Genomic DNA, 14123 nt, shown 5'->3' with positions numbered 1-14123 from the left:
ACGTGCGATTCCCCAACCAACGTTTAGCGCAGCTATTTGCGATGCTGCAAAACGAGACGCTGCCGCAGGACGAGCTGGCGCAGCGGTTGTCGGTCTCCACGCGTACTGTTCGGGCGGATATCGCCGCGCTGAACATGTTGCTGACGCCGCATGGCGCGCAATTTACTCTCAGCCGCGGCAATGGGTATCAGCTCAAAATTGATGATCCGGCACGTTATCAATCCCTGCAAACGCAGCAATCTCCCACGCTGGCGCGCGGTCCGCGCACCAGCCAGGAGCGGATACACTATTTGCTGGCGCGTTTTTTAACCTCCGCTTTCTCGCTGAAGCTGGAGGATTTAGCAGATGAATGGTTTGTCAGCCGTGCGACGTTGCAGAACGATATGGCGGACGTGCGCGAGCATTTGCTGCGTTATCATCTGACGCTGGAAACGCGTCCGCGTCATGGCATGAAACTGTTTGGTGGAGAGATGGCGATTCGCGCCTGTCTGACCGACCTTTTATGGACGCTGGCGCAGCAGGAGCCCTCCCATCCGTTAATTGTTAGTACCACGCTGAACACCGAGGTGTCTCAACGGCTGCAGTCTCTTTTGCCGGATATTTTCTCTCATTGTCAAATCCGCCTGACCGATGAGGGCGAGCTGTTTCTGCGTTTATACTGCGCGGTGGCGGTACGGCGTATTCGCGAGGGGTATCCGTTATCGGAATGCGTGGCGGAGGAGGTCGATGAAAAGGTGCGCCATGCGGCGCATGAAATTGCGGAGCAACTACAACAGCTGGCCGACAAGCCGCTGTCGGAGCCGGAAGTAAGCTGGCTGAAGGTGCATATTGCCGCCCGCCAGGTACAGGAGATTGCCCCCAGCGCCATTAATGCCGATGATGAAGAGGCGCTGGTGCGCTATATCCTCAATTTTATTAATACCCAGTACAACTATAACCTATTGAATGATAAACAGCTTCACGCGGACTTGCTGACCCACATCAAAACGATGATCACCCGCGTGCGCTACCAGATCATGATCCCCAACCCACTACTGGAAAATATTAAGCAGCACTATCCGATGGCGTGGGATATGACATTGGCGGCGATATCGAGTTGGGGAAAATACACGCCGTATACCATTAGCGAAAACGAAATCGGTTTTCTGGTGCTGCATATTGGCGTTGGGCTGGAACGTAGTTACAACATTGGCTACCAGCGGCAGCCGCAGGTACTGCTGGTGTGTGATGCTGGTAATGCGATGGTGCGGATGATTGAAGCGGTACTGGCGCGGAAATACCCGCAGATTGAGATAGCCCGCACTTTGACGCTACGCGACTATGAGGCGCGGGACAGTATTGTGGAGGATTTTGTGATTTCCACGGCGCGGATCGGTGAAAAAGATAAACCGGTCATCATGATCGCGCCCTTTCCTACCGACTATCAATTGGAGCAGATCGGTAAGCTGGTGCTGGTGGACAGAACCCGTCCGTGGATGCTGGATAAATATTTCGATGCCTCGCATTTTCGCATTGTGGAAGGGGAAATAGATCAACAGACGCTGTTTAAAACGCTGTGCGATCAGTTGCATGAGGAAGGCTTTGTTGATGCGGCGTTTCTCGATTCGGTTATTGAACGTGAAGCTATCGTCAGTACGTTATTAGGCGACGGGATTGCCTTGCCACACGCGCTGGGGCTGCTGGCGAAGAAAACGGTGGTTTATACGGTGCTCGCGCCACAGGGGATTGTCTGGGGTGACGAAACGGCGCACGTTATTTTTTTACTCGCCATCAGCAAAAGTGAATATGAAGAGGCGATGGCCATCTACGATATTTTCGTCACTTTCCTGCGTGAACGCGCCATGACGCGCCTCTGCGCATGTCTGAATTTTACGCAATTTAAAACGGTCGCGATGGAGTGCGTGAGTCGTTTTTGAGAGGCGTTATCCAGAATTCGATGTAATGCGAATGTAATGCTAAACTGCATTACACATTCGATTTTACTGGAGGCATAATGGCCACGCTGAACGTCCGTCTGGATGACAAACTCAAAAATGAGGCTTATGCCGTGCTGGAAAAACTGAACATTACTCCAACGGAAGCCGTGCGATTACTGTTCCAGTACGTCGCGGAAACGGGGCGCATGCCAGTGAAAACTGTCACTCTTAGCGACAATGAAGATGCACTGATTCAGACAGTTCGGGAGAGGCTGTCTAGTCCGCAAAAGGGAATCAAGGTTAGTCTGGATGACTTATGAACTGGAATTCGACCCGAGGGCCTTAAAAGAGTGGCATAAGCTGGGCGATACGGTGAAGGCTCAGCTTAAGAAAAAGTTGGCTGATGTGCTATTGAACCCCAGAATCGACTCTGCCCGTTTAAACGGTCTTCCTGACTGCTATAAAATTAAGCTTAAATCGTCCGGTTATCGTCTGGTGTACCAGGTTCGGGATGACGTTGTGATTGTGTTTGTTGTCGCGGTCGGCAAGCGAGAACATTCAGCCGTCTATCACGATGCAAACAAACGGCTTTAGCGATCAACGCAAATGATGCACTACCTGGTTGCTGCTACCGCGCCAGATAAGCGCCGGGTCTTTCAGATCCTGCACAAATTTGCCATCGACCAGCACGTTGATGAGATCGACCACCTGCATCTGTGCGGCGTTAAGTTCATCGAGCTTGTAGCCGGTCCACACCCAGATATCTTTCCCCGGGCACTCCGCGTGGATACGTTGTACCAGTGTCAGGATATCCGGTACGTTTTGCGGATGCAGCGGATCGCCGCCCGACAGCGAGATCCCCTGACGGTGAATGCGCGTGTCGTTCAGATCGGCAATGATCTTATCTTCCATCTCTTTGGTAAACGGCTGGCCGGAGTTCAGCCGCCAGGTGCTTTTGTTATAGCAGCCAGGGCATTCATGCACGCACCCTGACACAAACAGGGTGCAGCGGGTGCCGGGGCCGTTAACGATGTCTACGGGGTAGTATTGGTGAAAGTTCATGTTTCCTCGTTGCATTTGGCGCTGTAGCGGCGTTGGCCGCTCTCACTTACCCAGGTCACTTACTTATGTAAGCTCCCTGGGATTCGTTCGTTTGCCGCCTTGCTACAACACCAACTGCTTAGAGGAAACTCATGAAATTGGAACTATAGCCAGCGGTTGTAGGCCGGATAAGGTGTTTACACCGCCATCCGGCATTTACGCATTGCAAACGGAGAATTAACCTATCTGCCCATTGCCTAAATGCTTCACGCGGCGCTTCACTTCTTCCTGCTTGCCGGCGTTAAACGGACGCGCGTCCGGGCTGCCTAAATAACCGCACACGCGGCGGGTGACCGAGACGCGGGCGGCGTCGTGGTTGCCGCATTTCGGGCAGGTGAAACCTTTACTGGTACATTCGAACTCGCCGGTAAAGCCGCACTCGTAGCATTCATCGATCGGCGTGTTGGTGCCGTAATACGGTACATGCTGATAGCTGTAATCCCAGACATCTTCCAGCGCCTTCAGGTTGTGCTGAATGTTCGGGTATTCGCCGTAGCAAATGAAACCCCCGTTCGCCAGCGGCGGATACGGTGCTTCGAAATCGATTTTGTCGTACGGGTTGACCTTCTTCTCCACGTCGAGGTGGAAGCTGTTGGTGTAGTAACCTTTATCGGTTACGCCCGGCACCACGCCGAACTCGGCGGTATCCAGACGGCAGAAGCGGTCACAGAGGTTTTCACTTGGCGTGCTGTACAGACTAAAGCCGTAGCCAGTCTCTTCTTTCCACTGATCCACGGCCTGGCGCAGACGTTCCACAATGGCGATACCTTTGGCGCGCAGCTGCTCGCTGTCATAGACATGTTTGTCGCCAAACAGCGCGTTGATGGTCTCATGAATGCCGATGTAGCCCAGAGAGATGGACGCACGACCATTTTTAAAGATTTCAGACACGTCGTCGTCCGCTTTCAGCCGCACGCCGCAGGCGCCTTCCATATACAGGATAGGCGCGACACGGGCTTTCACGCCTTCAAGGCGGGCGATACGGGTCATCAGCGCCTTCCGCGCCAGCGCCAGACGTTCATCCAGCAGTTTCCAGAATGCGGTTTCGTCGCCTTTTGCTTCCAGCGCGATGCGCGGCAGGTTAAGGCTAATCACGCCCAGGTTGTTACGCCCGTCGTGGATCTGCTCGCCGTTTTCGTTCTCCCACACGCCGAGGAAGCTGCGGCAGCCCATTGGCGTTTTGAACGAACCGGTGACTTTGACCACCTGATCGTAGTTGAGGATGTCCGGATACATGCGCTTGCTCGCGCACTCCAGCGCCAGTTGTTTAATGTCGTAGTTCGGATCGCCAAACTTGTGGTTCAAACCGTCGCGGATAGCGAAGACCAGTTTCGGGAACACGGCGGTTTTGCGATTTTTACCCAGACCGGCGATACGGTTACGCAAAATAGACGCCTGGATCAGACGCGACTCCCAACTGGTGCCGAGGCCAAAACCAAAGGTCACGAAAGGCGTCTGGCCGTTAGCGGTGTGCAGCGTGTTAACTTCGTATTCCAGCGACTGGAAGGCGTCGTAGCACTCTTTTTCGGTGCGAGAACGCGCATACCCTTCGGCATCCGGGATCTGCCACTCATCGGCGGTTTTGCGGTGCTTGTTGTAGCTTTCGGTGACAAACGGCGCCAGCACTTCGTCGATACGGTTAATGGTGGTGCCGCCATAAATATGGCTGGCGACCTGCGCGATAATCTGCGCGGTAACGGCAGTGGCGGTAGAGATAGATTTCGGCGGTTCGATCTCAGCGTTACCCATCTTAAAGCCCTGGGTCAACATGCCTTTCAGGTCGATCAGCATACAGTTGAACATCGGGAAGAACGGCGAATAGTCGAGATCGTGATAGTGGATATCGCCGCGCTCATGCGCTTGTACTACGTCACGCGGCAACAGGTGCTGGCGGGCATAGTGTTTGGCGACAATCCCGGCCAGCAAATCGCGCTGGGTGGGAATGACTTTACTGTCTTTGTTGGCGTTTTCATTGAGCAACGCGGAGTTAGTTTGCTCTACCAGGCCGCGAATTTCCTGGTTCAGACGACCACGCTTTTCACGCTGAATGTCGCGATCGTGACGGTATTCGATGTAGGCGCGGGCAAGCTGTTTGTACGGGCCGGACATCAGTTGGTTTTCAACCGCAGTCTGGATCTCGTTAATATCCACCTGACTGCGCGCGTTCATTTGGCTGCTAACGACTTCTGCGACGGTGGCACAGTAATCTGCGTCATCGACTCCCGCTGCTTTAGCTGCACGTAGAATGGCTTCCTTAATGCGCTCTGATTTGAATGGCACTTTACAGCCATCTCGTTTCATCACATGCGGTGTCATGATCACTCCATATTTGTAAGAACAGGTTATCCACAGAGGCCGGGGAAGCCATAACAGGTTTATTCATCTCTTTTCCAACGACTTCCCGCAATCCTGACCCAGGTTATCCACAATTCACCTTGTGTCGAGTGAACGGATGTTGTAGCAATTGTAGTCAATTAATACAACATATTGGGTCGGCGTGCATTTTAAAGTCTATATGTAGTGATTTGCATCAAGGATGTTTGCAATTTTATTGATGTAGAACAAGGTAAAAATCAGAGCGTACAGATGGCGGGCGCTGTAGCGTTTGTAAAAGATAGCAAGAAAAATCTGATTAATTATTCAACAAAAACAGACAGTAACCAGGAGCAACGCCACAGCCCGTGTCAATAGGCCTGTGGCGTTTATCCGTATAAGGACGTCGCGTTAGCGTTGTAACCACCAGATGGCTTCAAATGGGCGGAGCGTCATCGCGGCTGGCTGGCTGGCGACCTCGCCATAATTGTGCAGTAGCGCCTGCCACTGTCCTTTGATATGCGGTGGATGCCACTCCTGACACTGGTCGCTCAGATTGGCGACAACCAGCAGGGTTTGCCCCTGCCACTGGCGACGATAACACCATACTGATGGGCTATCCGGGAGGAGATCCTGATAATCGCCCCAGATCAGTACAGGCTGGGTTTTACGTAGCGCAATCAGCTTTTGATAGGTGTAAAACACCGAGTTTTCATCGCGTAATGCCGCCGCGACATTAACCTCCGTATAGTTATCGCACAGGCTTATCCACGGCTCGCCCTGGGTGAAACCGGCGTTTTTACCGTGGTTCCACTGCATCGGCGTGCGGCTGTTGTCGCGGGATTTACTGGCCAGGATAGCCAGTAGTTCGTCGGGGTCGCGTCCGGCGGCGCGTAGCGCGGCAAACATGTTATGGCTTTCCACGTCGCGATAATCGGTGATGCGGGTAAAGTGTGGGTTGGTCATGCCGATTTCTTCGCCCTGATAGATATAAGGCGTCCCTTGCATACCGTGCAGCGCCATCGCCAACATTTTCGCGGCTGGAACCCGGTATTCACCCTCGTCGCCAAAGCGGGAAACGATGCGCGGCTGATCGTGATTACACCAGAATAACGCGTTCCAGGCGACGTTATGCATCCCCTGTTGCCAGTGGCGGAACAACGCTTTCAGCGCCACATAATCAGGTTTTGCCAGCGTCCACTTTTCGCCATTCGGGTAATCCACCTTCAGATGATGAAAATTGAAGGTCATCGAGAGTTCGTCGCCGCTAAGCGCGGCATATTGCTGGCAGTTTTCCAGCGTGGTAGAGGACATTTCGCCTACCGTCATCAGATTACGCGGCGTAAAAACGTCACGGTTCATTTCGCGTAAAAACGTATGCGCGCGCGGTCCGTCGGTATAAAAGCGGCGTCCGTCGCCCGTCGGATCGTCAGGAAAATCCTGATCTTTGGCGATCAGGTTCACCACGTCCAGACGCAGGCCATCCACGCCGCGATCGGCCCAGAATTCGCAGACCTTTTTCAGCTCGGCGCGCACGGCGGGGTTTTCCCAGTTCAGGTCGGCCTGTTCAGGCGCGAAAAGGTGTAAATAATATTGTTCGCTCTGGCTATGCCAGCGCCAGGCGCTGCCGCCAAATTTGGATTGCCAGTTATTCGGGCAGACATCCGGCGTGCCATCGCGCCAGATATAAAACTGACGGTATGGACTCTCTTTGTTCAGCGCTTCGCGAAACCAGGCGTGCTGGGTAGAAGTATGGTTAAACACCATATCCAGGATGATGCGAATACCGCGTGCTTTCGCCTGCGCGACCAGCTCGTCAAAATCATCCAGCGTGCCGTAGGTCGGGTCGATGGCCGTATAATTTGCGACGTCATAACCGTTATCCACCTGCGGCGAGATATAAAACGGCGTGAGCCAGATGGCATCCACGCCGAGTCGCTGTAGATAGTCAAGGTGCTGCGTGACGCCGCGTAAATCGCCGGTGCCGCTGCCGGTCGTGTCCTGAAAACTTTTTGGGTAGATCTGATAAATAACGCCGTTTTGCCACCAGAGGGGAATAGTCATTGTTGTTTCCTGCAAGTGCGTTGGGACGCAACTGCGCCCCGAAGAAGTATTAGACAATTTGTAATGTGCCCTGACGATGCTTACGCTGATAGATAAAGGTGGTCAGAATCACCGGGATAACGATCGCGATAACCATCGCCATGCCGTACACCTGCCAGTAGCGCGGCGGTATAGACAGGATGCCCGGCAGGCCGCCCACGCCGATACCGTTGGCGATGACGCCGTTCAGACCGCAGAGCAGTCCCGCCAGACCAGATCCGATCATCGCGCACAGCATCGGAAAACGATACTTTAGATTGATACCGTACATCGCCGGTTCGGTTACCCCAAGGTAAGCGGAAATGGCGGCAGGAACGGAGATCTCGCGTTCATTGTGTTTACGGCTGGAGATGATGATGCCCACCACGGCGGAGGCCTGCGCGATATTCGACAGCGCAATCAGCGGCCAGACTGGCGTACCGCCCATGCTCTGGATCATCTGCATATCGATAGCGAGCGTTGTCTGGTGGACGCCGGTAATGACCAGCGGGGCATACAGGAAGCCGAACAGCGCCGCGCCTATCGGGGCGAAACTGCCGGTCATCAGATAACGTACCGCAAAGGCCACACCGTCGCCGATCATACGACCAAAGGGGCCGATAAAGGTGTGGGCGAGAAAGACGGCCAGTATCAACGAACACACCGGGACGACGACCAGGTAGAGATAATCCGGCACGATGCGTTTCAACCGCGTTTCAATAAACCCAAGCGCCAGCCCTGCCAGTAGCGCCGGGATAACCTGCGCCTGGTAGCCCACTTTCTCAATGCTAAATAAGCCGAAGTTCCAGACGTCCGGCGTTTGCTGGCCCAGCAGATACGCATTCATCAACTGCGGCGACACCAGCGTCACGCCGAGCACGATACCAAGAATCGGCGTGCCGCCCATTTTTTTCACCGCCGACCAGCAGATCCCCACCGGCAGATAGAAAAAGATCGCTTCGCCGATCAACCATAAAAAATCATAAAGCGTTTTTAGCGCTGGATGCATCTGCGCCAGCGTTTGGCCGTTGCTCATCGGCACATCGCCGATCACGTTACGAAAGCCTAAGATCAAACCGCCGCTGATCAACGCCGGTAGTAGCGGAAAGAAGATCTCCGCAAAGTGGGAAATTAACTGCTCATGCCATTTCATGTTCTGGCGAGCGGCTTTTTTGGCCTGCTCTTTATCAGCATACGCTTTGCCGGTGGTCTCCAGCAGCGCGTTATAGTAATCGCCAACGTCGGTGCCAATCACCACCTGAAACTGCCCGGCGTTGGTGAAACAGCCTTTAACCATCGGTAATTGTTCGATCTCTTTTGGCCTGGCGTTCGCGGGCTGGTGGAGCACAAAGCGCAGGCGAGTAATGCAGTGGCTCACCGTGGCGATGTTGTCGCGCCCGCCGACCAGGTCAATCAGCCGGTCGATATCGGCTTGTTTTACTTTGCTCATCGTAAAGCCTCATGGCAGAGGAGGTATGTTATGGGTTGGCGCAAGAGTATCTCTTCAACGTTGGTTTAAAAATGGGAACGTTCCCGAAACGCAGCGACGATCACAAATTACTCGTGGTATTTCGTTTAATCAGTCACTCAGGCGAGGGTAGAAGGAATGACGATCCGGCGCGGATCGCAGCGGCCATTGATCTGTTCGATCAGCTGCGAAGCCGCCTGTCGTCCGGCTTCAGCATAGCCAAGATCGACAGTGACGATCTCCGGGTGCAGGAATTTTATCAGCGGCGTGTTCCCGACGCTTGCCAGTTGCAGCGTCTCAATACGTTGCTCCTGTAAATACTTACTGGCGCCCAACGCCAGCGTATCGGTGGCGCAGACTAACGCGGTGGTATCCGGCATGATGACGCTTGCCGTATGCTCATAGCCCTGCTTCATGGCAAGACCGGGCAGGGCGGCGACGGGATGAAGTTTATGTTTTTTGCAAAACGCCAGGTATGCGTCATGCCGACGTTTGCCGGTGGTAATATCGCTATGGGGAACGCCCAGAAAGCTAATGTTGCGGTGTCCCTGCTCATACAGCCGCTGCATAAGGATATGAATCGCGCCCTCGTCGTCGTAACAGACGGAGGCAAAACCTTGCGCATCTCTTGCCAGCAGCACCAGCGAGGCTTTCCAGGGGGCGATCAACTCTTCTGTGATGCCGGTAAAGCCAAACAGCACCACGCCATCAATGTTACGTCGTCTGAGCATGCCCAGATGTTCCATTACCAGCGTCGGCGAGAACTGACTTTCCATCATAATAGGGTCGTAGCCCTGTTCATAAAACGCAGGCAGCATGGTTTGAACCGCGAGGTTTTCAGACAACGAATCAAGGCGAGTGACGATAATAGCGACCACTTTATCGCTTTGTCCCCGCATCGCACGGGCGGAGCGGGACGGAAAGAAACCGTGTTGATTCATCACCGCTTCGACACGCTCGCGGGTACGTTCGCTTACGCCGCTTTCATTGTTAAGCACGCGGGAAACGGTTGATTTCCCTACGCCGCTCAGGCGGGCGATGTCTTTGATAGTGAGCCGGTTTTGCATCCTGTTTTCCCGTGGCGTGACGCTGATGGTGATTGGTGATAAAAAGAGTAACTTTACTCAAGCGAAGGGCAATGGGCAAAGTCTGGTTTATCGTTGGTTTAATTACGTAACGGTATGATACCGCCATAATTGCCACAAAACTTATGGATTTATGCGTATAATCCACGGCGCAAATCGTTTACTTACCGGAGGCGACATGGACCCTGAACCCACCCCTCTCCCGCGATGGAGAATTTTCCTTTTCCGGTAAGCCTGCCTCTGCTGTCTTACCGGTGTGTAAGACAGTGACACAATAACGTCCCTGTTTTTATTTAAACATTGCTCATCGGGCAAGGCTTTGCCGCGCCTGAAGAATTTTCTGCGCCTGACTTCGGCGCGGAGGGATTACCTATGCTAAAAACCATTACCCGCCAGCTTTTTGCCCGGCTTAATCGTCATTTGCCTTATCGTCTGGTTCACCGCGATCCGCTGCCCGGGGCGCAGACCGCGGTAAATGCGACTATCCCGCCTTCGCTGAGCGAACGCTGTCTGAAAGTCGCGGCAATGGAGCAGGAGACTCTCTGGCGCGTTTTTGATACGCACCCGGAGGGATTAAACGCCGCCGAGGTAACGCGCGCGCGTGAAAAGCATGGCGAAAACCGCCTTCCGGCACAGAAACCCTCGCCGTGGTGGGTGCATCTGTGGGTATGTTATCGCAATCCTTTCAACATCTTACTCACGATTCTTGGCGGCATTTCTTATGCCACGGAGGATCTGTTTGCCGCAGGCGTTATCGCCCTGATGGTCGGTATCTCAACGCTGCTGAATTTTGTGCAGGAAGCGCGCTCGACGAAAGCAGCGGACGCGCTAAAAGCGATGGTGAGTAATACCGCTACCGTACTGCGGGTTATTAATGAAAATGGCGAAAACGCCTGGCTGGAATTACCCATCGATCAACTGGTGCCCGGCGATATTATTAAGCTGGCGGCGGGGGATATGATCCCGGCGGATTTACGGATTATCCAGGCGCGCGATCTGTTTGTCGCCCAGGCGTCGCTGACCGGCGAATCTCTGCCGGTCGAGAAAGTCGCCGCGACGCGTGAGCCCCGGCAAAATAACCCGCTTGAGTGCGACACGCTGTGCTTTATGGGGACGAACGTCGTGAGCGGAACGGCGCAGGCCGTGGTGATGGCGACCGGCGCCGACACCTGGTTTGGTCAATTGGCGGGGCGCGTGTCGGAACAAGATAACGAGCAGAACGCTTTCCAGAAAGGAATTAGCCGCGTCAGCATGTTGCTGATCCGCTTTATGCTGGTCATGGCGCCGGTAGTACTGATTATTAATGGTTACACGAAAGGTGACTGGTGGGAAGCGGCGTTATTTGCGCTTTCGGTCGCGGTAGGGCTCACCCCGGAAATGTTGCCGATGATCGTCACCTCCACCCTCGCGCGCGGAGCGGTGAAGCTCTCGAAACAGAAAGTTATCGTGAAGCACCTTGATGCGATTCAGAACTTCGGCGCGATGGATATTCTGTGCACCGATAAAACCGGCACTCTGACGCAGGATAAAATTGTGCTGGAGAATCATACGGATATTTCTGGTAAGCCCAGCGAGCATGTACTGCATTGCGCCTGGCTGAACAGCCATTATCAGACCGGTCTAAAAAACTTACTGGATACGGCGGTCCTGGAGGGAGTAGACGAAACCGCCGCGCGTCAGCTCTCCGGACGCTGGCAGAAAATCGATGAGATTCCGTTTGATTTTGAGCGTCGCCGGATGTCGGTGGTGGTGGCCGAAGATTCGAGCGTGCATCAACTGGTCTGCAAAGGCGCGTTACAGGAGATCCTGAACGTGTGTACTCAGGTGCGCCACAACGGCGATATTGTGCCGCTGGACGACAATATGCTGCGCCGGGTGAAACGCGTTACCGACACGCTGAACTGTCAGGGGCTACGCGTGGTCGCCGTCGCGACCAAATACCTGCCTGCGCGTGAGGGCGATTACCAGCGTATCGATGAGTCTGACCTGATCCTGGAAGGGTATATTGCTTTTCTCGATCCGCCGAAAGAGACCACCGCGCCGGCGCTGAAAGCGCTGAAGGCAAGCGGAATTACGGTGAAAATTCTCACCGGCGACAGCGAGCTGGTAGCGGCGAAAGTTTGCCATGAAGTTGGGCTGGATGCGGGCGATGTCATTATTGGCAGTGATATTGAAGGGTTAAGCGACGACGCGCTGGCGGCGCTGGCCGCCCGTACGACGTTGTTTGCGCGTCTGACGCCGATGCATAAAGAGCGCATCGTCACTTTGCTCAAACGCGAGGGGCATGTGGTCGGTTTTATGGGCGACGGGATTAACGATGCCCCGGCGCTGCGGGCGGCGGATATTGGTATCTCGGTAGATGGCGCGGTGGACATCGCCCGTGAAGCCGCCGATATTATTCTGCTGGAAAAGAGCCTGATGGTGCTGGAAGAAGGCGTCATTGAAGGTCGTCGTACTTTTTCTAATATGTTGAAATATATCAAGATGACGGCCAGCTCAAATTTCGGTAACGTGTTTAGCGTACTGGTGGCGAGCGCCTTTTTGCCGTTCCTGCCAATGCTGCCGCTGCACTTGCTGATTCAAAACCTGCTGTACGATGTATCCCAGGTGGCGATTCCGTTTGATAATGTCGATGAAGAACAAATTCAAAAGCCGCAGCGCTGGAATCCGGCGGATTTGGGGCGCTTTATGGTCTTTTTCGGTCCGATCAGCTCGATTTTCGACATTTTGACCTTTTGTCTGATGTGGTGGGTATTTCATGCGAATACGCCAGAAACGCAAACTTTGTTCCAGTCCGGCTGGTTTGTGGTGGGATTACTGTCGCAAACGCTGATTGTGCATATGATCCGTACCCGTCGTCTGCCGTTTATTCAAAGTCGCGCCGCCTGGCCGCTGATGGCGATGACATTGTTGGTGATGGTCGTGGGAGTTTCGTTGCCGTTTTCGCCGCTGGCGTCTTACCTGCAATTGCAGGCGCTGCCGTTAAGCTATTTCCCGTGGCTGATTGCCATTCTGGCGGGCTATATGACGTTAACTCAGTTGGTGAAAGGGTTTTACAGCCGACGTTATGGCTGGCAGTAAACACTTTCGTCGGGGATTCGCCAGCGTGCTTAATCCCCGATATCGCTAACCAGGTCAGATGCCCGTAAAGCTCGACAAGTTTAACGCGATCGGCTTTATCTTTAAATTTCAGGGCTTATTCAAGCAACTGTAGAATGCTATATGCAGGCATAAAAAAGAGGAATGTCCAGCTAAGTTTGTAAAATGTGTTCTCTGCCCCCAATCCGGAACGAGAGGAGGAGATGTCCCACCGCCGGATATGTTTTGCGGATATGCGACGAAAGCGGCGAATATAGCTAACGCAATAAACTAAGTAAGGAGGAATCGCTAAGGCGCCAGTGGGTTTAGGAAACATAAGAGTAAGCAATATGGCTGCGACAATGAAGCATAAAAAGACTATCGTCGCGGTAGATTCTATCTGTTTTAATTCCTGGCGTACGCTTTCAGCATGCTTCTCCTGCCAGCGACGGAGCGTGCTGTTGCTAAATCCATATTCTTCGCACAACGCCTTATTCGGTACGCCGTTTTTCGACTGTTGCAGAAAATCGGCGATTTGTTCCTCGGTAAAACGCGATCTTACCATTGCCGCCTCTCCATGGCTGTTGGTGCCCCGAACCGGGCAAACTTGCGCCGCCCGGCGGGGATGACGTCCGGCGCTTAGCGACGAACAGCGATCGCTTCAATCTCAATTTTCACGTCTTTCGGCAGACGGGCAACTTCCACGCAGGAACGCGCCGGGAAGGTGGCGTTGTGCTCGGTGAAGAAGGCTTCGTAGGTGGCGTTGACGGTCGCGAAATCGTTCAGGTCTTTCACGAATACGGTCGTTTTCACAATGTCGCCTACTTTTAGGCCAGCGGCTTCCACGATAGCTTTAACGTTTTCCAGCGACTGACGTGCCTGAGCGGATACGTCTTCCGCTACGGCGCCGGTTTTCGGATCGACCGGGATCTGACCGGAAGTGATTACCATGCTACCCAGGTCAACGCCCTGTACGTATGGGCCGATTGCTGCTGGTGCATTTTCCGTCGCAATAGTTTTGCTCATGATTTCTCCTGAATTACAGCGGTAATAGAATGTCCCCGCTCATTATAGGGAGCC

At 53.8% G+C, this 14123-nt stretch carries 12 protein-coding genes; 5 read left to right on the top strand and 7 right to left on the bottom strand.

Annotated elements, in window-relative coordinates; genetic code table 11:
- The first annotated feature begins 2 nt into the window (after positions 1–2).
- The 3 genes from OLG56_RS19280 (at position 3) to OLG56_RS19270 (ending at position 2510) form a co-directional block, all read left to right on the top strand.
- Positions 3–1916 (top strand): BglG family transcription antiterminator, encoded by a 1914-nt coding sequence (locus OLG56_RS19280; protein ID WP_139763604.1) that lies wholly within the window; start codon positions 3–5, stop codon positions 1914–1916.
- 77 nt (positions 1917–1993) lie between these two features.
- Positions 1994–2236, top strand: coding sequence for a type II toxin-antitoxin system RelB/DinJ family antitoxin (locus OLG56_RS19275; protein ID WP_000212722.1), 243 nt, complete (start codon positions 1994–1996; stop codon positions 2234–2236).
- The gene (locus tag OLG56_RS19270) at positions 2226–2510 is read left to right on the top strand and encodes a type II toxin-antitoxin system RelE family toxin (protein ID WP_000220578.1); all 285 of its coding nucleotides are present in this window, start codon (positions 2226–2228) and stop codon (positions 2508–2510) included. The genes OLG56_RS19275 and OLG56_RS19270 overlap by 11 nt, the downstream gene beginning before the upstream one ends.
- Before the next feature lie 3 nt (positions 2511–2513).
- Here the strand turns inward: OLG56_RS19270 and nrdG are convergent, their stop codons facing one another.
- From nrdG to treR, 5 genes are all read right to left on the bottom strand, one after another.
- Positions 2514–2978 carry an anaerobic ribonucleoside-triphosphate reductase-activating protein gene (gene nrdG / locus OLG56_RS19265; protein ID WP_001009178.1) on the bottom strand — a complete coding sequence of 155 codons (465 nt, stop codon included), beginning with the start codon at positions 2976–2978 and terminating at the stop codon, positions 2514–2516.
- A 216-nt stretch (positions 2979–3194) separates the two neighbouring features.
- Positions 3195–5333, bottom strand: a complete 2139-nt coding sequence (gene nrdD / locus OLG56_RS19260; RefSeq protein ID WP_000187815.1) for an anaerobic ribonucleoside-triphosphate reductase — start codon at positions 5331–5333, stop codon at positions 3195–3197.
- A 408-nt stretch (positions 5334–5741) separates the two neighbouring features.
- Positions 5742–7394 (bottom strand): alpha,alpha-phosphotrehalase, encoded by a 1653-nt coding sequence (treC, locus tag OLG56_RS19255; RefSeq protein WP_000155039.1) that lies wholly within the window; start codon positions 7392–7394, stop codon positions 5742–5744.
- 49 nt (positions 7395–7443) lie between these two features.
- Positions 7444–8862 (bottom strand): PTS trehalose transporter subunit IIBC, encoded by a 1419-nt coding sequence (gene treB, locus OLG56_RS19250; RefSeq protein WP_000048817.1) that lies wholly within the window; start codon positions 8860–8862, stop codon positions 7444–7446.
- A 137-nt stretch (positions 8863–8999) separates the two neighbouring features.
- Positions 9000–9947, bottom strand: a complete 948-nt coding sequence (gene treR / locus OLG56_RS19245; protein ID WP_079980922.1) for a trehalose operon repressor TreR — start codon at positions 9945–9947, stop codon at positions 9000–9002.
- Between the two features lie 151 nt (positions 9948–10098).
- On the opposite strand from treR, the gene mgtL reads away from it, so the two are divergent.
- Together mgtL and mgtA are read left to right on the top strand one after the other, a co-directional pair.
- A complete protein-coding gene (gene mgtL, locus OLG56_RS22405) occupies positions 10099–10197 on the top strand; it encodes a mgtA regulatory leader peptide MgtL (RefSeq protein ID WP_107320725.1) in 99 nt (32 codons plus the stop codon).
- Positions 10198–10337: 140 nt separating this feature from the next.
- Positions 10338–13046, top strand: coding sequence for a magnesium-translocating P-type ATPase (mgtA, locus tag OLG56_RS19240; RefSeq protein ID WP_000920860.1), 2709 nt, complete (start codon positions 10338–10340; stop codon positions 13044–13046).
- Positions 13047–13161: 115 nt separating this feature from the next.
- Here mgtA and OLG56_RS19235 read toward each other — a convergent pair whose 3' ends face one another.
- Both OLG56_RS19235 and ridA read right to left on the bottom strand, forming a co-directional pair.
- Positions 13162–13608, bottom strand: coding sequence for a transposase (locus OLG56_RS19235; RefSeq protein WP_000252559.1), 447 nt, complete (start codon positions 13606–13608; stop codon positions 13162–13164).
- A 74-nt stretch (positions 13609–13682) separates the two neighbouring features.
- Entirely contained in the window at positions 13683–14069 is a 387-nt protein-coding gene (gene ridA, locus OLG56_RS19230; RefSeq protein ID WP_000047544.1) for a 2-iminobutanoate/2-iminopropanoate deaminase, read from the bottom strand.
- Positions 14070–14123 lie beyond the last annotated feature (54 nt).

The sequence above is a fragment of the Salmonella sp. 2018103 genome, assembly GCF_026247685.1.
Taxonomy (GTDB): Bacteria; Pseudomonadota; Gammaproteobacteria; order Enterobacterales; family Enterobacteriaceae; genus Salmonella; species Salmonella enterica.
The sequence above is the reverse complement of the archived record's forward strand: the minus strand, read 5'-3'. Positions and strand labels throughout refer to the sequence as shown.